The organism is Vibrio sp. CUB2 (genome assembly GCF_001557945.1).
Classification (GTDB): domain Bacteria; phylum Pseudomonadota; class Gammaproteobacteria; order Enterobacterales; family Vibrionaceae; genus Vibrio; species Vibrio owensii.
On record NZ_LNRB01000005.1, the window covers coordinates 29,024 to 50,430 of the forward strand.

Below are 21,407 nucleotides of genomic sequence, written 5' to 3' on the forward strand. Positions count from 1 at the left end.
TGCGACTAATAATCGGTACTTATAAAACTTTGGTCAACAGTAAATACTATTTGTATTAAGTAGTTATTGATTCAACACCCAAATTATCGAAATTCTTACCACTTGTGATGAATATTTGAGCTAAGCCCATAAATTAAAAGTGGTTTATTGAATGGTGAACGTCTCATATATTGACTGAATGCTCATTAATTTTAAATGATAGCGAATTCTTATCACAGTGAATGGTCAGATCTCTTATAATGCGTCTGCTAAATAACAGGTGTTAAAAGTTTCGCGATATGCAGTACAAACCAGAAGACTCAATAAAGATAGCCATTGCAGATGTAAGTATCGGTATGTTCGTGACTGCAATCGAACAAAATAAACGCGTTAATCTCGCCAATGCGGGACGTGTTTCCACTGCGCAGGGCATTCAAAAGCTGCAAGCAAGTGGGGTGAAGTTCGTTTGGGTCGACCAGAAACTTTCTGCTCAAGAGTGCGTGTTCAAACCTGTTGAAGAAGAACACGATGTCACCTTAGCAGCCTCTGAGGTGATGACTACGCCAAAAATTCAACGCGCGTTTCGTTCTCGCGAAGCGCAGCATAAACGTGCCAAAAAACTGATCGCGGAAGCGAAGTGTTTGGCGCAAAAACTGCTCAACCAAACCTTTGAAGGCAAGGTCATTGAAGTCAACGAGATTGAATCGTGGGCGGATGACATGATCGACAGCGTCTTTATCGACTCAGACGCGCTTCAGTGTGTGTCGGCGCTGCGGCAAAAAGACAGCTATTTGCTTGAGCACTCAGTGAACGTCGCTTGCTTGCTGGTTTCCTTCGGTAAGCATTTGGGCCTCGACAAAGACACGCTCAAGCAGTTGGCGATTGGTGGCATTATTCATGATGTGGGTAAAATCAAAGTCGATGACGAGATCTTACATAAGCCAGCGCGTTTAACGCCGGAAGAATTTGAGCACATGAAACTGCACCAAGTGTTCGCAGGTGAAATCATTCTTGGCGTAAAAGGCCTGAGTGATGTCAGCCGAGATGTGTGTTTGATGCACCATGAGAAGCTCGATGGTACTGGTTATCCATTGGGTTTGTCTGGCGACCAGATCCCAATGCACGGGCGCATGAGTTGTATCGTGGATATCTACGATGCATTAACGGCAGACCGCGTCTACAAAAAGGGCATGAGTTCGGCTGAAGCATTTAAAATCTTGTTGAGTTTGACGCCATTCCATCTCGATCCAGATTTGGTGTACAAATTCATCAACTGCATTGGTGTATACCCAGTCGGTTCGATTGTTCAATTGAGCGATGGTCGAGTCGGCATTGTTTGGACATCCAGCGATTCGCAGCCGCTAAAACCAATCGTGAAGTGTTTCTACTCACGCAAATACAAGCGTTACATCGATGTGGCGATGGTGGATTTGAAAAACAGCTCTCACTCGATAGAAAAAGCCATCGCACCTTCATCGTTAGAAGTGGACCCAAAACCTTTCTATGACTAACGTACAGTGACTGCTTATTTGATGCGATCTGCGAATGATCTTGTCGAATAAGTAATCACTTTACACGATTGCATATTCCCAGTATGTTGATTGAATAACTAGACGGTTCAAAGTGACCTAGTTGAGAGATAAACGAAGGCGTGTTTTCTACTTTGGCTTTTTGCCGAGACTCTTTACTCTGATCGCTTTGTTGAAGGGCTTGTTTGGCTGTTAATCTGTTCAGTTATGAACCGAATGATGTGGTACTTTTCTATAAAACGTTTCATGGATTGAAACGTAGATTGAAGTCGTTATTCCACGTAATTCACCCATTCATCCGTACATTGGAAAGGAGCGCCAATGCAACTCGATACTTGGATCTACTATACCCTCGCGATATTTGTTCTGACCGCCTCTCCAGGCCCTAGCTCGTTACTTTGCTTGAGCAAAGGCGTCAGCAGCGGCTTTCGCCAAGCGTTTGTGACTGCGCTTGGCAGTTTAACCGCGATTACCATCATTCTTACTTTGTCTTTCACCGGCCTTGGTGTTGTGATTGCTTCTTCAGAGTTCGTATTTAACATCATCAAATGGTGTGGTGCGGCGTATCTTATTTGGCTTGGTATTCAAGCGTTGCGATCAAAACAAACCGATTTCTCACAAGCAAAACCAGAACAAGCATCGTCCGATTATTTGAGTGCATTTACTAGCGGCTTTATTGTCGGTTCGAGCAATCCTAAAGCGATCGTGTTCTTCACGGCACTGTTTCCTCAGTTTATTGATCCTTCTGCATCGCTATTCACTCAATACATCATTTTTGCTAGCACGTTTGTGGTGTTCGAACTGAGTTGGTTAACCTTTTATGGCTTGTTAGGTGTGAAGACATCGGACTGGTTATTTGCCAAAGGGAGAGCTAAGTTGTTCAACCGTCTGACTGGCGGCGTATTCATCAGTGCAGGTGTTGCTCTATCGACGGCGCATCGAAGCTAAGTATCTGCAAGGTAAGCTAAGCAACAGCAAGTTAAGCTAAGTTATTAAATCTTAGGCTAAATTAGAAAAACCTTATTTCCAAAATGGAAATCGGCGTTTTGGTTTTTTTCATTAGTGGCAAAGACTCTTGGCGCGTAGAATTCAACGTGTCCCTTCAAGATTGATTTGAAATCAACAAATGATTAGAAGGGGCGTATCCGTTGTATTTTCTTCAGGAACATCTTAGATGACTCAAAGCCTTTCTGATCTTCAGCAGCGCTTCCTTGCTATCGCGACAGATAGCAATTTGTCTCCAAAACAGAAATCGAACTTTCTTGCTTTGGAAGCGGAAGCCACTATTCCATATATGACTATCTCTGATGAGGTAAGCCAAGCAATGCAGCAAGGCGTCATATGTGACATGTTTGAAGGTCACGCGCCGTTTAAGCCGCGCTATGTTTTGCCAGATTACGCAAAATTTCTTTCTCAAGGTTCTGAATACTTGGAGTTAGCTCCAGCAGAAGATTTTGATGATGCGATCAACATGTTGACCATCATTTACCATCATGTTCCTTCGGTAACCAACATTCCGGTTTACCTTGGTCAGTTGGATGATGTGCTCATGCCTTATGTCGGTGATCTTACTGACGAGCAGATTTACAAAAAACTGAAACACTTCTGGATTATGCTGGATCGCACATTACCAGACGCGTTCATGCACGTGAACATTGGTCCGACGGACAACATTATTTGTCGTACGATTTTGAAAGTAGACGCTGAGCTAAAACAGATCGCGCCAAACCTAACGTTCATGTACGACGAAGCAGTCACACCAGACGATCTGTTAAAACAAGCAACGCAAAACATTTGTGAGTGCAGCAAGCCACACATTGCGAATTACCCAATGCACGCGAACGCGTACGAGGGTGCTCGCTTTGGTATCGTGAGTTGCTACAACTCTCTGCCGTTGGCTGGTGGTTCAAACACACTTGTGCGTATGAATCTTAAAGAAGCGGCGAATCGTGCAGACAACTGTGATGACTTCTTCATCAATGTGCTGCCGGAATACCACGGTTTGATGGTTGAGCTGATGGATGCCCGAGCTTCACACCTGCATGAGAAATCTGAGTTCTTTAAAGGCTTCCTGACTCAAGAAGGTTTGATTGAAGAATCTCGTTTTGCGCCAATGTATGGCATCTACGGTATGGCAGAAGCGGTAAACGTATTGCTAGAAAAAGAGGGCAATGCGAGCCGTTACGGCCAAGATGCTGTTGCAAACGAGCTAGGTCATAAAATCTCCGCTAAATTGGCTGAATTGGTAGAAAACACGCCAGTGAAGTTTGGCCTAGAAGGCAAAGCGTTACTGCATGCCCAAGGTGGAATTAGCCTTGACTTGGATGTGACACCGGGCGTTCGAATCCCTTATGGCAACGAACCTGATCCAGTGTCTTACGTACAGGCAACGGCAGGGCATCACCAGTACTATCGTTCTGGCATCAGCGACATTCTGACCATCGACGAAACGGTGAAATCAAACCCTGAAGCGATGTTCAACCTTTGTAAAGGTGCGCTCAACGCAGGCTACCGTGAGTTCACGGCAAACGTTGCTTCAAATGACTTGGTTCGCGTAACAGGTTATATGGTGAAGCTGTCTGATATCGCTAAATACGATGCGGAAGGTTCACGTACCAATACTACATTCCTAGGCGCAGAAGCAGCGAAGAACACCGGTATTTTAGGGCGTTCACCACGCGTGGTGAGCCACGAAATGTCACCAACTTACGTTAAGTAACGAGTGACAAATAAGAATAAGATGACTAGACGATCAGTAAACCTCTTGGCTAAGGTCACTCGAATCCTTCCGTTCTCTTGTGTTGATGGACCGGGAAGCCGTCTAGTCATCTTTCTACAGGGTTGTAACTATCAGTGCATCAACTGTCACAATCCGCACACCATCAATCACTGTAATCATTGTGGTGATTGTGTGAGCGAGTGTCCGGTTGGCGCGCTGAAGTTCGACGAAAGCAACAACGTTGTTTGGCTTAAAGAGGAGTGCACCCACTGCGATCGTTGTACAGAGATATGTCAGCACCAATCTAATCCAAAAATTACTGACTACTCTGTGGAGGCAATGCTCGATTTGATACGCAAACAGCGCTTTTTTATTAGCGGTGTTACTGTATCCGGTGGGGAATCTACCTTACAGCTTCCTTTCATTACTGCGCTATTTAAAGGGATCAAACACGATCCTGAATTGCAGCATCTCACTTGTTTCATCGATAGCAATGGGTCTTTATCAACCTCGGGTTGGGAAAGAGTGTTGCCGTATATGGATGGGGCGATGATCGACCTCAAATCTTGGCAAAGTGAAACGCATCATTGGTTGGTCGGACGTGACAATCATCGTGTGTTTCAAACCATTCAATACCTGGCGCAAGTAGACAAGCTTTATGAAGTGCGATTACTGCATATTCCCGGAAAAAGTGATTTAGATACTGAGGTCATGATGCTGGGGCATTATCTGCAAGCGCTGCCAGAATCAGTCAACATTCGCCTGAACGCGTTTCAACATCACGGCGTGGTTGGTGAGGCGCAGGAATGGGAGAAATGCTCTAAGGGTGAAATGGAACGCTTTCACGCTCGATTAAGTCAGTTTGTCAGCAGGCCAATGACCATGCCATCGGTCTACGTGTAGCGCAGTAAAGATAAACTAGTTTAGAGTTTATTCACTCTCGGTTTGCGACATCCACCGAGGGTTTCACAAGCCTTAAGCACTTGTTGTTGTAGCCACCTTAAAGCGGGATCGTTCAGGCTCGCTTTATTCCACACCAAACTATACGCCACTTGTCCGTACTCAAACGGCAAAGGTCTCTCTACCAACCCCTTGGCTTGCAGTGCCATACGCGCCCAAAGTTTTGAGCAAGTGAACAGATAATCAGAGTGGTGGCACATTACCGCTGCCGATCCAAAATCGGCCACGTGCATGGCGACGCTGCGTTTAGCGTATCGCTGAGTTAGGTTCTGCTCAAAGTAAGGCTGGGATAGGTCTTTATCGTGAATACCAATGTGTCTCGCACATAAATAGTTCTCTACTGAAAGTTCTTCTTTCACTAGCGGGTTATTGCTGCCCATTAAACAGATCATTTCGTCTTCTAGAATCGTCTGCCAAACCAAGTCTTTGTTGTGCGTTGGTGGTTGGCTGATGTCGTGCGGGAGAATCATAAAATCGACCTGACCACGGATCAGAGAATCAAAACTCATTTGTTCTTTGGCATACACGTTGAGTTGTGCGCGACTCCCCATTTGCTGAGATAAGTCTTGCAGCATAGGTGCGAAGATCTCGAAGGTACTTTCACGCATTGCCAAAGAAAAGCGACCTTCGTAATACGCGGGATTAAACGAGCCTTGGTAAAGCAAACCGTTCATGCTGGAAAGAATGCCATGAACAGAAGGGCCGATGTTCAAAGCAAATGGAGTCGGGACTAAACGAGTGCCATCGCGGTAGAAAAGGTCGTCTTTAAGAATGTCGCGCAGTTGGCTGAGCGTTTTGCTCACGCTGGAAGGGGTCACGCAGAGCTGTTCCGCCGCTTGAGTCACGCTGTGTGTCGTGAGCAGCATGTGCAATACAGTAAGGTGTTTAAGGCTAATGCGTGAGAGTGTTATGTAATCCATTCGCAAGGCTAATTCGTGTGATTTTTCTCAGTATATCAAAATATTATTATGAAACATTTTTTTACGATTGTTGAAGCACGTAAAAAGAGGCGTTTCAATTCGAGCTCGATGCAATAGTTTGGCTCAACTCGGCACTTGATGGGGTGAGTATGGCTTATAACCCTTAGAGGACGAAAGATGCTTTACACAAGCCTGACAAAATAAGGGATTGCGTACAAAGAGAGGAGGTGATTTACTCGCGTTTCCTAAGTAACAGAGGTTTTAAAAACTTAATGGACGACCCCTTTAGTCGACTGAACAATTCATCGTATGGCTTCCAATCACCGGAGGCGTACTCATGTTAGAACTTTTCATGCAACCAGAAGCGTGGGCTATCTTCGCTACCTTGTTTGCTCTTGAAGTTGTCTTAGGCGTTGATAACGTCGTATTCATCTCCGTTCTGTGTGAACGATTACCGCAACACCAGCGTAAACTTGCCCGAAACCTAGGTATTGGCCTAGCGGTGATGGCGCGTATTGTTTTGGTGTTCTCGATCTCTTGGATCATGCAGCTTACCCAGCCATTAATCAGCTTTAGCGACTACGCGTTTACTGGTCGTGATTTGATTATGATTGCGGGTGGTGCATTCCTACTAGCGAAAAGCTTGAAAGAGTTGTGGAGTTGGTTAACGCACACTGAACACGGTCACTCGACTCATGTTCGTACTGGCCTAGCAGTGGTTCTGCTTCAGATCGTTGCGGTTGATGCTGTGTTCTCGATGGACTCGGTGATCACTGCGGTTGGTCTAACGAGCGAAGTGCCAATCATGGTGGCGGCGATCATTTCGTCAGCGATTGTGATGGTGTTGACGGCGGAGAAAATCAACAACCTAGTGACGCGTTACCCGGGCTTTAAGACCCTTGCACTGCTGTTCCTAGTATTGCTAGGTGGTCTGTTGATGGCAGAAGGTTTTGCAATTCACATCAACAAAGGTTACGTGTACTTCGCGATGGCGTTTGGTCTAGTGCTGGAAATGTGTCATATCCAGCTTAAGAAAAAACAACGCCCAGTGATTCAACGAATTCGTCCAATCCGACCTCGTTCTATTGCGCTTCAAACTCGATAATTGAAACGCAGCAACTGAACCTATTAGAGCCGCTCACGAGAGCGGCTTTTTTACGTCTGCATTCTGCGATTTATGTGGATTTGTCGTGTCGATAGAAAATGGAATTTGTTGTTGTAGCACGAATTTCTTATATAGACCGCCCAAACCCACACGAGTGAACAAAATAGAATGAACAAACTGATCGACGCGTTATCGACGCACGGATACTACATCTGGGATGATTTTATTTCTCAAGAGGAAGTGGCTGAGCTGCGTGACTGTATTCCTGATGATTGGAAGAAAGCACGTATTGGTCGTAACGACGACGTGACTCGTATTGAAACCATTCGTAGCGATAAGATCCAATGGTTGAAACGCGACATGGGTGCACCAGTGGCGTCTTTCTTAGATAAGATGGAAGAGATTCGTTTAGAAGCAAACCGCTACTTTTTCCTTGGTTTGTTCGAGTACGAAGCGCACTTCGCGAAATACGAAAAAGGTGACTTCTACCAAAAACACCTCGATTGCTTCAAAGGCAATGAAAACCGCCGTCTAACTACGGTGTTCTACATGAACGAATCGTGGAGTGAAGAAGACGCTGGTGAGTTGGTGGTGTACGATTTGAATGATAATGAGCTCGCGAAGATTCCACCGCGTTCAGGTCGTCTGTTCGTATTCTTGTCTGAGCAATTCCCACACGAAGTATTGCCGACAAACGCGGAGCGATTTAGCATCGCTGGCTGGTTCCGTATCAACGGTGTGAAAGACAACCAGTTGGACATCGCACACTAAGCCATCTAAACGTGCTTGTTTGTAGTGTTTAAATGCTTTCAAAACAACAAAGGGACGCCAATACTGGTGTCCCTTTGTTTATTCAGCTTATTGGCTCTAGCCGACGCTAAACTTCCGTGGAGAGCTGGTAACACGCCTTTATGTCGGCAGATAAAACCTGATAAACATCGGAGCACAGTTTGCCTGCTTCAACCTGCTCATCCATGATGACGGCAATCTCTTGCTGCGTCATGCGGCCTCGATATGGGCGATCTTGAGAAAGCGCTTGAAAGACATCGACAACGGCAATGATACGAGAAGGCACATCCAACGCTTCCGCTGTTTTATGATAAGGGTAACCAGAGCCGTCTAAACGTTCATGATGGTTGGAAGCCCATTCAGCGATTTTCGCATTCGGGAATACCTTGTGCAGGGCTAGTTCAGTATCAATCGTATGGCGCTTGATGCGTGTGTATTCTTGCTTGTCCAGTGGGCCTTCTTTGTGAAGGATCTCATCAGGGGTTTTGAGCTTGCCAATATCATGAACCAGTCCCGCAATAAAAATCATCTCTTGCTCGTGTTCATCCAACCCCATTTTCTTCGCTAAGTAACGAGACAGTTCTGCCACTTTTTGAGAGTGCTGATAAGTAAAAGGACTCTTGGCATCCACAATACGCGCTAAGAACAACCCTAAGCTGTTCATGTCTTCGATGGTGAGTTGCTTCTGCAGCCAATCAATGTTCTCAAACTGAAGTCCAATGGTTTCTATGTGTTCAGATTCCATCGCAAACCAAAATGCATCCGTCATGATCAGCTTAACCATGGCATCGCACATATGTGGGTTAAACAGTGTGCCTGCGTTAGCCATCACACACTCGGCAATCAACTCTTCGTGCAAAGTAACCAAGTCGCTATGACAGTTGGAAACGTAATGCGCGCGCATAAAATCGAGACGATCAGAAAGGTAGAGTAGAGCAGCGACGTCTTTTTCAAATGCTGGAATATCGATGTGTTCGAGGTCGATCCAATGAGTGTGGTGATAAAGTATCGGGGTTGAAAATTGGGTGAGTAATCGACACTGCTTAAGCGTGTGGTAGCCACGAATACAGTGCGCTTTGGCGTCTTGAGGAACGAGCTGTTCGAGCAACATCATGTGCTCGCGGGTTTCTGAGACGCCACAGTCGTGAACCATGCCTGCAAAGTAACAGAACTCTGCTTTTTTAATGTCCCAACCAAGAGTGAGTGCACATTGATATGCGATGTACGCGACTCGATGACTGTGGTGCGTATCATCCACACCTACGTAATCTAACGCGCGCGCCACCCAGATGAGGGCCTGTTTTAGATCGACTTCAAATCCCGAGGCAGATTGGGAGTAGGAAGATTGCTTCATTGTTAATACCGACGTTTCTACTGCCTATGCGTTGATTATTATGTTGTTTTTAGGGGAATGCGGCAGCGAACTGGAACCTAAAAACACGTGCATAAGGCTTAGTTATAGTTATGCCGAGAATGATACTGGTTGTCGCACGTAAATTTCATCCGTAGCTCGGAACTATCGATCATTTATTTGAACTACGTATTGATTTGGAAAGAATTTTCTCACTTCGATTGACATCTTTTGAAAACCCCTTAAATAGTGATGTAAAGTATTCTCATTATCATGTTTGTAGTAAAAGGTAAGTTATGAAAAGAGTCGTAGTGTGGGGCGCAAGCAGCGGTCTTGGTTTGGCAATTGCACAATATTTTGCAGAGAAAGGTGCTGAAGTTGTCGGTGTGGCGAGAAATCCAGACAAAAGTCCAGAATTAAAGGCGATTTGTCAGTCAACGTTTGCATGTGATGCCACGGTTGCTGAAGAGGTTGATCGCGTTGTTGAGCAGCTTAATCAAGAAGATATCATCATCAGCACGATGGGCAGTTTCCGTGCAGACATCCCAGTAGATTACCTTGGTCATCGTCACCTTATCGATGCTGTCTGTAAAGCATCACTCAAGCGTTTTGTTTTGGTGACGTCACTTGGTTGCGGTGATAGCTGGAAATACCTTTCTGACCGTTCTAAAGCGGGTTTTGGCGGTGTGGTGCGTGAGAAGTCATTGGCGGAAGCATGGCTACAAACCAGTGACTTGGATTACACCATCATTCGTCCTGGTGGCTTGAAAGATGGCGAAGTGACAGGCAATGGTGTGTTGGTGGAACCTAAAGAAGTGCATGGTTTGGTATACCGTCAAGAAGTGGCTCGTTTACTGTTTGAGATGCTGGTAAATGGTCAAGGAAGCGGGGAGATCTTCCATTGTATCGACCCAGATCTGACTTACTAAGCTGACTCGATAAACTGAATAACCCGCAGGGGCGGAGCTTAGGCGCTGTCTCTGCTTTCGTTTGAATAGAGTACGACTTGGTCGCGGCCCAGATCTTTCGCGGCATACAAGGCTTCGTCTGATTCATCTAACAAGCGGTTTGGGTCTATGATGTCGGCTTGCGCGCGTTCTGAAAGGCTAATACCAATAGAGATGGTTAGATACTTGATGGTTGGTTCATCATGATGAATGATTTCCAGTTGTTTAACCCGCCCGCGCAGTTGGTTGCCTCGCGCTAACGCCTCTCTCGCATCATGCACAGGAGCGAGAACTACAAACTCTTCCCCGCCTAATCGCAAAGCGTAACCATGCGTTTGCACCGCGAATGACTCTAAGGTTTTGGCGACTTTTTGTAGCGCTTTGTCTCCTTGCAAATGCCCGCGGTGATCGTTGAACTCTTTAAAATGGTCGATATCAATAAAGAAGCAGGCGATGAACATTTTGTTGGATTGGTAGCACAACGAACGGAAAGAGGCTTCAAGCGAACGACGGTTATACAGACCAGTTAAGGGATCGTGCTTCACCATGTCATCTAACTCTCGGTTCTTGCGGACCACTTTGTCGACAAGATGGCTAAAGGCGCGTGCTAAATCTCCGATTTCGTCTTTCCTTTTGGTGTTCGGGACTTGAAACAGGCTAATGGTTTCAAAGTTCTGGCGCATAAAGGTCGACAGATTATTGATTGGCGATGAGATGTGGTAAGACAGTAAAAGTAACAATGGGTATGAGATCGCCATGCCGAGGACGATTTCACGAATCGAATCCACTACAAACTCATCACGAATCTCACGCACCAATTCAATGTCGTACAGCAGTTCTATGTTGCCTTGAATGTCACCAGTTAATGGCAAAGTGATGTAGAGAATGTCTTTCTCAAAGCTCAGGTGACTTTTACCGATTACCCGACAAGGATAGAGATCGAGAGTGAAATCTTCTTCGAGTTCCTTGCTCATGTAATACTGCTCACGTGCGTCATTGAGGCGAGCCAATAAATACTTCACTTTCACATTGGCTTGGGAACCGGTTTTCTTGACCGAGGTGAGCCTAGCGATGCGCTGGTCTAGGTCTTGCTCGAAAGTTGGGGGGTAGTCTGAACGCCAGATTTCTTTTGCGTCACGATTGTAAGTAACAGACACAGGAGAGTTCGTCACGGAGGAATACCCGTTAACGTACAAATAACGCAAGTCGGTGTGCATCTCTAGCTCATCTTTAAAGCTGGGCAGCATGAGATTGGCGTAGTTACCGCCATGTACCGCATCACTGACATGATGAACCAGTGCGCTTGCGCTTTGCTCGCGAGACACAATCGTCGTTTTGATGATGGTATCCATTGAGTTATGAAAATTGTAATAACCCAAACCACCTATCATGAGAATGACGAGAACAAAGTGCGAGAGGAAGATCTTTATTCTTATTGATGTTCCCACGTAATGAACTACTCGTTAAACACATCAATGATGGGTACGGCACATGTCCCATTGATGCAAATGTCCTTATATCCGTTATGACAGCGGTAGCACGTTTCAATCCTCAATGACGGATGACGATCTGATATGTCATTTCCCTGCCGATCATAACTCCCGTAAAGCACTTCACCAGCAAGATGCTCGGTGACAAAAATAATGTTTTCTTCTTCGTAAACTGCAACTGCCGTTAAGCCATCGGAATAGGGGCCGTGCTTTTTATAAGCATCTACTTTGTGTTTCGGAACATAAATACTCAGGTTGGTGCCTTTACCTTGATTCGTCCAGTTGTACATCTTGACGGTCTCTTGAACAAACGTGGGCGTATCTGGCGGCAATACCACGTCTCGCCCAGGGATAACACTTTGTTTAACAAGCACAAGTTTGTCGAGGTTTTCTGGGAAGCTCGCCAATGAGCCCGCAAAAACGGATCCTGAAAAGACCAACAAAGCAAATGGCTTGTATCCCATGGCTCGTCCTCAACCATTAGTACTTAAGTTATAGAATAGTAGATAAATATTGGTTTGGTCGGCTTAGGCGCGTAGTTGGATGAATACGGAATTCTGTGAACCCACTATCTCGAATTGAAGAAAAAAGCATCTAGAATGAATACTCAAAAACAAAAGGACTTTGTATGTTGAAACATCTGCTTTATCGCGGTTACACCAATGGACTGAAGGTGGCCGCTTACGTTCTTCCTCTGCCAAAACCAACGTTATTTTCAGGCCCCGGTAGCATTCATGAGCTCACGGAAGCTATCGCTGATCTTGGATTCAAAAAGCTGCTCCTTGTCACCGACGAAGGGCTAGTAAAAATAGGAATGGCAGAGCAAGTAGCAGAAAGTGCCAGAACGAGAGGTTTAGACGTCGCACTTTATGCAGAGGTAAAACCTGACCCTACTTATGATCAAGTTGAACGTGGATTAAATGTCTACCTAGAATCCGGTTGTGATGCGATTTTGGCGCTTGGCGGTGGTTCTGCAATGGATTGTGCCAAAGTGATTGCGGCCAGAGTGACCAACAAGAAATCCATCAAGAGATTGGCCGGCTTGTTTCGCGTGTGGAGAACACCTGCGCCATTATTTGTGATTCCTACAACGTCAGGTACCGGCTCTGAAGTTACCGTCGCGGCGGTCGTTTCCGAACCAGATACTCACCACAAAACCCCTCTAATGGACCCGAAGTTAGTACCTTTGATGGCAGCGCTCGATGCCAATCTACTCGTTGGTTTGCCTGCAAAGATAACGGCTGACACCGGCATAGATGCTCTGACTCATGCGATTGAAGCCTACATATCCCGCAACGCGACGACGGAAACTAAAGCGTATTCAGTTGCTGCTATTAAACTCATATTCCAATATCTCCCTCGTGCAGTAGAAGAGGGCAATGATATTCAAGCTAGGCAAAAAATGGCGATGGCGTCTTACTATGCTGGGTTAGCCTTTACCAAAGCGAGTCTTGGTTACGTTCACGCATTCGCGCATAACTTGGGTGCCAAGTACGGCTTGCCTCATGGAATGGCAAATGGTCTTGCTTTGCTGCCTGTGCTCCGGTTCTCTTTCTCTGAGATTGAGCCACAACTGACTGCACTAAGCGAAGCGTTAATCGATGCGCAAAGTGAAGCTATGCCAAATGCACAAACGTTCCTTGAGAGATTGGAAGGGCTGTACAACGAGATTGGCATTGAACAAACGTCGTCACTGTTGAAAACCTCTGACACTGACGAGTTGGTGACTTTGATACTTAAAGAAGCGCATTGGAACTATCCTGTGCCTAAGTTCATGAATGAAGAAGAGTGCGCCCAATTGCTTGCGGAAATCAGAGTTTAACCATTGTTGTATAAATTTATTTACACATGTGGGTTTTTATCCTTACACTTTGCTTGATCTTATTAGAAAGATCCTACAGAATCGTCATCATTCCAAATATGGTGTTAGGTTTGGTATGCTGTAGCCCGATCTGATGCTGATAAATCTTATTAAGCTGTAAAGATAAATATACAATGAGTCGATCTAAAGTGTTTGGTAGCACCCTGATTATTGCAGGGACTACGATTGGTGCTGGTATGCTGGCGCTTCCTCTTGCGTCTGCAGGTATTGGTTTCTCAACCTCTCTTATTATCATGTTGGGATTGTGGGCATTAATGGCGTTTACGGCGCTATTGATGCTTGAGCTTCACCAATATGCGGACAGCAGTGCAACCCTTCATACTTTGGCGAAGCAAATCCTTGGTCAAAAGGGTAAGTGGGTTGCGAGCTTTGCGATGCTGTTCTTGTTCTACTCATTGTGTGCCGCTTACATTGCTGGTGGTGGTGCTCAGTTTGGTGACCGTCTAACAGAGTGGTTTGGGCTGGATATTTCAGGTTCGACTTCTACCATCATCTTTACTCTTATCGTCACTATGGTTGTGACGGTTGGTACAGGAACGGTGGACAAGGTTAACCGAGTGCTGTTTGGCCTAAAGATGGTGACGATGATCGCTGTGCTGTCTTTCCTTGCGCCAAACGTGACGGAATCTTACTTGCTGAGCATGCCAATTGAACAAGGCCTTATCGTTGCAGCAATTCCAGTCATCTTCACCTCTTTTGGTTTTCACGGCAGTATTCCTGCGATTGTGAACTACCTAGATGGCGACACCTCGTCTCTACGTAAAGCCATCATCGTTGGTTCTACGATTCCTTTGGTTATTTACATCTTCTGGCAAATCGTGACGCTTGGTGTTGTGAGCCAAGATACACTGATTGAAAACGGCGGCTTAAGTGCGCTTATCGGTCAATTATCTCAAACGGTTCACCAGTCAAACCTTGGTAGCGTCGTGGGTGTGTTTGCTGACCTTGCTCTTTTGACGTCTTTCCTTGGTGTGAGCTTGGGTCTGTTTGAATTCTTGGGCGACACCATCAAAGGCGACAGTGAAAAACCAAACCGTCTGGTTGCTGCTGTAATTACTTTCACACCGCCATTAGGTTTTGCATTGTTCTACCCACAAGGCTTTATCATGGCTCTGGGTTACGCAGCGATTGCTCTGGCTATTCTTGCTATCTTCTTACCATTGGTGATGGTGGTGAAAGTGCGTCGCTCCGATGAGTTTACAGGAGAATACCGCGTGGCAGGTGGTCAGGGAGCACTATTAGTAACGGGCATTGCAGGTACAGGTATTGTGATGGCGCAGCTACTCATTACTCTGGGCGTGCTTCCTGCGCTGGGTTAATCACCAAGCTGATAGATAACGAACAACTCATCATGTATTGAAAAGCCAGTGTACGAAAGTGCGCTGGTTTTTTTGATCTGGATTAAATTACCGTAGAATATTCGGTGAAAAGATTGGCGAAAATCTGTTTTTATTTCGTACACTTAAGTTGTGGTATGTCGATAATTTAGGTGGAGAAAAGCCGCTCTAATCACATCAAATACGCTGACTTTCATGAGCCTTTTCTTCTGGTTTCTCTACTTGGTGTGGAGGTGAAGTATGGCGCACCGGAGCTTTTACCCGTTTGCAAAACCGCTCAATGAGCAAATGCAAACACTGAAGAATAGGATGCAGGCACATTTACCGTGTGTCGATAGGGTGTCTTTTGCAAAATACCACCCAAAACAAGGCATGCTAAAATCCTTTGCTGAGAGTGAGTTCGACACTTGGTGTTTGGCTCATCATGAAGCGCCACTTCGTAAACTTCATAACTTAAGCATTGCTGCTGACAATGCCATTCCTCGTCTTGTGAACGATCTCTACGACATTAACCACTGTCCGCGCATTCAAACCTTATTGAAAGAAGGTTATCACTCATCTGTTGCGATCCCTTGTTACGATCGTCAAACATTTACTGGCTTCGTCTTTCTCAATTCGATTCAGCCCAATGCGTTCAGTGCAGAAGCTTTGAATGGGTTAAAGCCTTACTTTGAAATGGTGCAGTTCGCGGTGGAGTCGGAAGACCATGTCGTTAACGCTATAGAGCTGTTAGCGGAAAGAATGCAGTGCTTGATGCCAGGTTATTCACCAGAGGTTTACTCGCACAGCAAACGAATGGGCATGTACGCTCAATTGATTGCCACCCAACTTGCTGATACATACCAATTCAGTGACGAGGTTGTGGAGCAAATCGGCATGTTCACTCGTTATCATGCTCTAAGCGACATTAAGCTTCCGGCAGATATCGTGTGCAATCGTCGCTGTGTGAATGCAGAACAAGAAGCGTTGTTAACGGAGCACATTGAGCAATGTGTGGAATCAGCCGATAACATTGTGGCAAGAATCGGCAATCCGGTTCATCCGAGTGTCACTTTGTTCCAACAAATCATTTCTTACCAACATGAAAACCTGGATGGCTCTGGTTATCCGCATGGGCTTGAGCATTCAGGTATTCCAATCGCTGCGCAAATAGCAGCCGTCGCCAATGTGTTTGATGTCATGACCACCCATCATCCATATCGTCAAGCGTGGTCAATTCCGTATGCCTTGTTAGAACTAGAGAAACGTGTGTATCAAGGCTTGTTATCCCGAGAGTGCGTGAATGCCTTGCGCGAACATCAAGGCTATCTAAAACAGATCATTCATAAGTACCCAGAGCACTACGCTGGTATGGGTTTAATGTGAGAGTAGAGGAGCAAACCGTGAAGGGAATCAAAATATTGACTAGGAGGTCAGAATAAATAATACTGTATATATATACAGTAACTCGTTTGGAGGTGAAGTATGTTGTGGGAAACCCTAGAAAGAGTAAACCGCTTACGCCAACAAGCACTTGCGAATGCTGAATTCGTAGAGTCTGCAAAGGAACATGAAGAAGCTTTGCAAGACCAAGAGTATCATTACCAACCAAGAAAGCGTTCAGCCAAGGACAAACAAGGTAAGAAGTCACTGGCCGATATCTATAAAGAAGTAGAGTTTGGCGCTGACGCTCGTCATTAACTGGTTCAACAATGCTGCGACTCTCATCCTACTTTTCTCACCGTCGCAGCTCGTCCGTCAGCGAGCGCTGTACAATTGCAACGCTCGTTGCGTTAATAACAATCCTGATTTAATCTCTTCGTGACAATGTCACTATTAACGTATCGAAAGCATAAAAAAATCCCCCGAACAGTCGGGGGATTTTTTAGAAATCTGCTTTGCGTACGTAATGGGGGTTTTTGTACTTTTTCTCGGGACCAAAAGTAGACACCACTAATTTATTCCACAACGCTTTATCAAACTCGCCTTTAGGAATCGAAGGGTAGAGGGTTTCTTCCTCTTCTCTTGCAAAGTTCATGTACTGCTTTTTCTTGATTTGGTTGTACTTCTTAGCAATTTGATTGTGCTTTCTTACCCATTCAAGTTTGTACTCACGCAGGACTTTTTCACCTTTCTCTGCATCCATACGAGACAAGAAAAGACGCTTGTACGACACTTTTCTATCCAGCATGGTACGCATGACGGTTTGAATGTACTTACCGTGATGAGTAATGGTGATGTCATTCTCATCAATAGGCGTGATGCACCAGCTCTTTGGCAAAAAGCTTGGTTTCTTAAATTGCTTATTACGTTCCATCAGCACCTGATGAAGAACTAAATCAGATGTGCCGCGGAAAGTCTTTTGCCACTTAGCGATTCGAATTTGTAACGAACCTGGCAAGCGATAGATGTTAGTAAACTTATCTTGGTCCATGGACTTCAGTCATGAAATTAATATGCAATAGAAAACGGTCCGACATGAGCTGTGAGCGAAACGAAAAACACTTTAGTGGGGATAGCTCGTGTCGATAATTAACGCGATTTTACAACGACCTCGCGGATAATAGCGAGGGGTTATGTCAATAATAGGTAAGAAATAAAGAAATTGTTTAGATTATGAATGGAACTTTCGTATAAGAAAAGCCCGCAGCATAGCTAACGGGCTTCAAGTCAGTGGTAGTGCATTATGCAGACTGTTTAAACAGCTTCCTCGAATTGCTTGTCGTCTTCCTCTTCGATTTGCTGAATATGGCGATTGGCTTGCTGAAGTTGATACATCTGTGCATATCGACCATTTTGTTTTAACAGCGCTCTGTGTGTGCCACTCTCAACTAAATCTCCGTGATGAAGAACGATGATTTGGTCGGCATCCAAAATCGTCGATAGGCGGTGAGCTATTACAACAAGCGTCATATCTTGACGAAGCACTTCAAGGCTTTTTTGAATTAACGCTTCTGTACCCGAGTCGATGTTTGCCGTTGCCTCATCCAAAATCAGAATCTTAGGCTTAGCGACAAGTACACGTGCGAGCGCAAGCAATTGTTTTTGACCTGCCGAAAGGTTCGTTTCACCTTGACCAAGTTGTGTATCTAATCCGTTCGGGTAACGACGAACCTGTTCAACAAGGCCGACTTTTTCCAGCGCATCCCAAATCTGCTCATCTTCTACCTTTCTGCCCAGAGAGATGTTCTCACGGACGCTGGCAGGGAGAATATGTGGGTCTTGCTGTACCATCGCAACGTCTTTGCGCAGCACGTCTTTGCCTAAAGATTTTAATGGACGCCCGTCAATCCGCAGTTCACCGATTTCGGTTGGGTAGAACCCCATGAGCAAAGAAGCGAGTGTGCTTTTACCGCTACCGGTGTGGCCAACAAGCGCAATAAAATCTTGATGCGACGCTTTCAGTGAAATGTCTTTCAAGACGTCTTGTTTGCCATCGTAGCTGAAGGTCAGGTTGCTAAGCTCAATCGCACCAGTTTGCAGTGGCTTATGGTCATCCCCATAAGTTTGCTCTTGCGCATCGATCAACTCGAATACACGCTCACTCGATACCAATGCTTGCTGAAGCAATGCCAACTGCTGTGTCATCTCAATCAAAGGCTCGGTCACGCGCGCTAGATAACTGATGAAAGCGTAAAGAACACCCACGCCAATCAACTCGACACCATTAAAGCCAAAGATAGCGACAAGAGAGAGTAGGGCAAGGCCTGCGAGCAAATCCATCAGAGGGCGCAATAGATAGCCATTCAAGCGAATCACTTTCTTCGAGGCAACCAGATGGTCGTCGGTGAGGCCGTTAAACTGTTTGTTGAAGCGCTCTTCTTGCAGCATTAACTGCACCACACTCATACCTTGAATGGATTCGCTTAAATTGGCGTTAATGTCTGTCAGTAGGTCACGCATGTTTCGATAGCTTTCTGTACTGAGCTTTTTGAACAAGTACATAAAGCCGATTACGATTGGCAGCAGCACCAACACGACGATGGTTAGCTTCCAACTCATGTAAAACATGACGCCCAACATCACCAAGATCATTACTGCGTTTTTCACCACAGTGGCGATCAATAACTCATAAAACTGTTGCAGCGATTCCGTATCGTTGGTGATACGAGAAACCAACTTACCCGCAGGAGTGTAATCAAATGCCGATAAAGGTTGCTTGATCACGCCAGAGAAAACCTGTTTACGAATCGTTTTGATCGTGTTGGTTGCCACAATACTAAATTGCAATGATTGGAAGTATTGAAACACCGCTGAGATAAGCTGCAAGGCAATGTAACCTGCGGCAAGTGAGATCAATATGTCACGCGAGTAATCACCTTTCGCGATGTGTTCATCAATAAAATATTGAATCAGCCAAGGTCCGCCAGCACTGGCTAACGCCGCGATAAACAGTAGCGCCAAGCCTTTTAGCATCGGCTTTGGCTGTGACAATGGGTAAGACATTAACCGTTTAAACGTTGTCGATTGCTTCATGATTAGTCCTCCATTGCCTGTTCTAGTTTCTGGTACTGGTACATCTCTGCATACCAACCCTGACGTTCCAGAAGTGCTCCATGCTGGCCACGTTCTGCTATGTGTCCGTGATTCAACACCACAATCTCTTCTGCCGCTTCTAGAGCAGTGAGACGGTGGGCAATGACAATCAATGATTGCTCTCGATAGTAAGTCTCTAAGTTCTTCAGAATTTGGTGCTCGGTACGTCCGTCAACTGCGGATAGGGCATCGTCCAATACCAACACTTGGGCATTGAGCAGCATGGCGCGTGCAATGGCGATACGTTGTTTCTGACCTCCAGAAAGGGTGATGCCTTTTTCGCCCACTTCTGTTTGATAGCCTTCAGGAAACTTCTCAATATCGTCGTGGATACAAGCCAGTTTCGCCGCTCGATAAACGTCTTCTTTTGATGCGCTAGGGTCGCCCAGAGCGATATTGTCGAAGATAGATTTAGAGAACAAAAACGGGCTTTGATTAACAACAGCAAAGCGGTCTCGCCACTCTGGCAGGACAGCGTCCTTGATTTTGATATCACCAAACTGAATCGTACCGTTATCCATGTCATGTTGACGAAGCAGTAAGGTTAGTAAGGTTGATTTACCACTGCCAACTGGGCCTGCAATGCCGAGCATTTTTCCTGGCTCAAGGGTGATATGGACATCAGCTAGTGCTGGTGGCAGATCTTTAGACCAGTGGAATTCATCAATCTTGATCTGCAAAGGCAAAAGTTGAGTGCCTAATGGTGTTTTACCACTGACGATCTCTGGCTTTTCATCGAAGATTTCTTGCAGACGGTTCCACGCGGCAGAGCCTCTTTCCAAGATGTTAAATAGGAACGCGAATGCCAGCATAGGCCAGATCATAAGACCCAAATACATAGTAAATGCGGTTAAATCCCCAAGTGTGATATCACCTTGGTCAACTAAGTAGGCACCAGACGCCACGCTCAAAAAGAAAGACATACCAATAGTCAGCTGAATGGCTGGATCAAAGCGCGCATCGATACGGGCAACGGCGATGTTCTTCTCGCCAGTATCATCCACAACCTCTTCAAAACGTTGCTGCTCTTGGTTTTCTAACCCGAAAGCACGCAGCATACGCACGCCATTTAGTGACTCTTGAGTCATGTCAGACATAGTAGAGAAGGCTTCTTGTGCGATTTTGAATCGTTTATGCAGAATACGAACTATGAAGAAGATGATGATGGCAAGAAACGGCATCGGCAATAATGCCATTGCAGTCAGCTTCCAACTGATTTGCGTCACCATGATGATCAGTACCGCGATGCCAGTGATCAGAGAATCGGCAGCAGTTAACACGCCTTCACCTGCGGTCATAACAATGTTGCGAACATCGTTCGTACCACGAGCCATTAGGTCGCCAGTTTTGTAGCGTTCAAAGAATCGAGGGGGCTGAGTAGAGACATGACGATAAAGGCGATTACGCAAAATGGTGCCTAGTTCCCAACTCGCGCCAAATAGCCAAATTCGCCACAGTATTCGACAACCATATATCGCAAAAACCAGCACGATAAGGCCTAATAACCACATCACTAAGGTACTGGTTTCAAGGGTATTATCGACCACGCCATCGACAATAATGCCGACCGCTTTGGGAGGGACAAGCTGAAGGGCGGAAATGACGGCAAATAGCAGGATGGACCCCACATATTGTTTCCACTTTAGTTGGAAATACCAACGCAGCTGCCAGAATATTCTCATTTCGCCTCCTGCTTAAATTATTGAATTTGTTATGGAACCATTATTGAGCGAATTGATGAGTTTACAAGCATAATTTTTGAGCGAAATGAAAAACAACACAATGTGTCGATTTTATAGAGGCTCGATGAATAGCCGCCTTATGTATTGCTGAAAGGGGATGATGTAACAAGATATTGTGAAATTAATGTTAATTGCAGTTTTG

The 21,407-nt window shown here is 45.5% G+C and carries 18 protein-coding genes; 11 read left to right on the forward strand and 7 right to left on the reverse strand.

Annotated features, from left to right (window positions below; translation table 11 throughout):
- Window positions 1–278: 278 nt before the first annotated feature.
- From ATB78_RS09330 to ATB78_RS09345, 4 genes are all read left to right on the forward strand, one after another.
- Window positions 279–1,490, forward strand: a complete 1,212-nt coding sequence (locus tag ATB78_RS09330) for an HD-GYP domain-containing protein (RefSeq protein ID WP_005442074.1) — start codon at window positions 279–281, stop codon at window positions 1,488–1,490.
- Between the two features lie 339 nt (window positions 1,491–1,829).
- A complete protein-coding gene (locus ATB78_RS09335; RefSeq protein ID WP_061008496.1) occupies window positions 1,830–2,456 on the forward strand; it encodes a LysE family translocator in 627 nt (208 codons plus the stop codon).
- Between the two features lie 226 nt (window positions 2,457–2,682).
- Window positions 2,683–4,227: a YjjI family glycine radical enzyme gene (locus ATB78_RS09340; protein WP_061008497.1), complete on the forward strand. Its 1,545-nt coding sequence runs from the start codon at window positions 2,683–2,685 to the stop codon at window positions 4,225–4,227.
- A gap of 21 nt (window positions 4,228–4,248) precedes the next feature.
- Window positions 4,249–5,130 (forward strand): YjjW family glycine radical enzyme activase, encoded by an 882-nt coding sequence (locus tag ATB78_RS09345; RefSeq protein ID WP_061008498.1) that lies wholly within the window; start codon window positions 4,249–4,251, stop codon window positions 5,128–5,130.
- Window positions 5,131–5,150: 20 nt separating this feature from the next.
- Here the strand turns inward: ATB78_RS09345 and ATB78_RS09350 are convergent, their stop codons facing one another.
- Window positions 5,151–6,107 (reverse strand): LysR family transcriptional regulator, encoded by a 957-nt coding sequence (locus ATB78_RS09350; RefSeq protein WP_042605818.1) that lies wholly within the window; start codon window positions 6,105–6,107, stop codon window positions 5,151–5,153.
- 337 nt (window positions 6,108–6,444) lie between these two features.
- Here ATB78_RS09350 and ATB78_RS09355 point away from each other — a divergent pair, with 337 nt between their 5' ends.
- Together ATB78_RS09355 and ATB78_RS09360 are read left to right on the forward strand one after the other, a co-directional pair.
- Window positions 6,445–7,212, forward strand: a complete 768-nt coding sequence (locus ATB78_RS09355; RefSeq protein ID WP_012128162.1) for a TerC family protein — start codon at window positions 6,445–6,447, stop codon at window positions 7,210–7,212.
- Between the two features lie 168 nt (window positions 7,213–7,380).
- On the forward strand, window positions 7,381–7,983 hold the full coding sequence (locus ATB78_RS09360) for a 2OG-Fe(II) oxygenase (RefSeq protein WP_061008499.1): 603 nt from the start codon (window positions 7,381–7,383) through the stop codon (window positions 7,981–7,983).
- A gap of 106 nt (window positions 7,984–8,089) precedes the next feature.
- Here the strand turns inward: ATB78_RS09360 and ATB78_RS09365 are convergent, their stop codons facing one another.
- Window positions 8,090–9,355 carry an HD domain-containing phosphohydrolase gene (locus ATB78_RS09365; protein WP_061008500.1) on the reverse strand — a complete coding sequence of 422 codons (1,266 nt, stop codon included), beginning with the start codon at window positions 9,353–9,355 and terminating at the stop codon, window positions 8,090–8,092.
- A 293-nt stretch (window positions 9,356–9,648) separates the two neighbouring features.
- On the opposite strand from ATB78_RS09365, the gene ATB78_RS09370 reads away from it, so the two are divergent.
- Window positions 9,649–10,281, forward strand: a complete 633-nt coding sequence (locus ATB78_RS09370) for an SDR family NAD(P)-dependent oxidoreductase (RefSeq protein ID WP_061008501.1) — start codon at window positions 9,649–9,651, stop codon at window positions 10,279–10,281.
- Window positions 10,282–10,319: 38 nt separating this feature from the next.
- On the opposite strand, the gene ATB78_RS09375 is transcribed toward ATB78_RS09370, so the two are convergent.
- Window positions 10,320–11,651: a GGDEF domain-containing protein gene (locus ATB78_RS09375; RefSeq protein ID WP_020195942.1), complete on the reverse strand. Its 1,332-nt coding sequence runs from the start codon at window positions 11,649–11,651 to the stop codon at window positions 10,320–10,322.
- A gap of 104 nt (window positions 11,652–11,755) precedes the next feature.
- The gene (locus ATB78_RS09380) at window positions 11,756–12,253 is read right to left on the reverse strand and encodes a hypothetical protein (RefSeq protein ID WP_005442105.1); all 498 of its coding nucleotides are present in this window, start codon (window positions 12,251–12,253) and stop codon (window positions 11,756–11,758) included.
- A gap of 164 nt (window positions 12,254–12,417) precedes the next feature.
- Here ATB78_RS09380 and ATB78_RS09385 point away from each other — a divergent pair, with 164 nt between their 5' ends.
- From ATB78_RS09385 to ATB78_RS09400, 4 genes are all read left to right on the forward strand, one after another.
- Window positions 12,418–13,611 carry an iron-containing alcohol dehydrogenase gene (locus tag ATB78_RS09385; protein ID WP_061008502.1) on the forward strand — a complete coding sequence of 398 codons (1,194 nt, stop codon included), beginning with the start codon at window positions 12,418–12,420 and terminating at the stop codon, window positions 13,609–13,611.
- Window positions 13,612–13,784: 173 nt separating this feature from the next.
- Window positions 13,785–14,990, forward strand: a complete 1,206-nt coding sequence (locus ATB78_RS09390; RefSeq protein ID WP_009704250.1) for an aromatic amino acid transport family protein — start codon at window positions 13,785–13,787, stop codon at window positions 14,988–14,990.
- A 258-nt stretch (window positions 14,991–15,248) separates the two neighbouring features.
- Window positions 15,249–16,373 carry an HD domain-containing phosphohydrolase gene (locus ATB78_RS09395; protein WP_038896487.1) on the forward strand — a complete coding sequence of 375 codons (1,125 nt, stop codon included), beginning with the start codon at window positions 15,249–15,251 and terminating at the stop codon, window positions 16,371–16,373.
- A 99-nt stretch (window positions 16,374–16,472) separates the two neighbouring features.
- Window positions 16,473–16,688, forward strand: coding sequence for a hypothetical protein (locus ATB78_RS09400; RefSeq protein WP_005442113.1), 216 nt, complete (start codon window positions 16,473–16,475; stop codon window positions 16,686–16,688).
- A gap of 184 nt (window positions 16,689–16,872) precedes the next feature.
- Here ATB78_RS09400 and ATB78_RS09405 read toward each other — a convergent pair whose 3' ends face one another.
- The 3 genes from ATB78_RS09405 to ATB78_RS09415 form a co-directional block, all read right to left on the reverse strand.
- Complete coding sequence (locus ATB78_RS09405; protein WP_020195938.1) at window positions 16,873–17,421, reverse strand: hypothetical protein; 549 nt, start codon at window positions 17,419–17,421, stop codon at window positions 16,873–16,875.
- A gap of 263 nt (window positions 17,422–17,684) precedes the next feature.
- Complete coding sequence (locus ATB78_RS09410; protein WP_061008503.1) at window positions 17,685–19,463, reverse strand: ABC transporter transmembrane domain-containing protein; 1,779 nt, start codon at window positions 19,461–19,463, stop codon at window positions 17,685–17,687.
- A 2-nt stretch (window positions 19,464–19,465) separates the two neighbouring features.
- Window positions 19,466–21,205, reverse strand: coding sequence for an ABC transporter transmembrane domain-containing protein (locus tag ATB78_RS09415; protein WP_061008504.1), 1,740 nt, complete (start codon window positions 21,203–21,205; stop codon window positions 19,466–19,468).
- Window positions 21,206–21,407 lie beyond the last annotated feature (202 nt).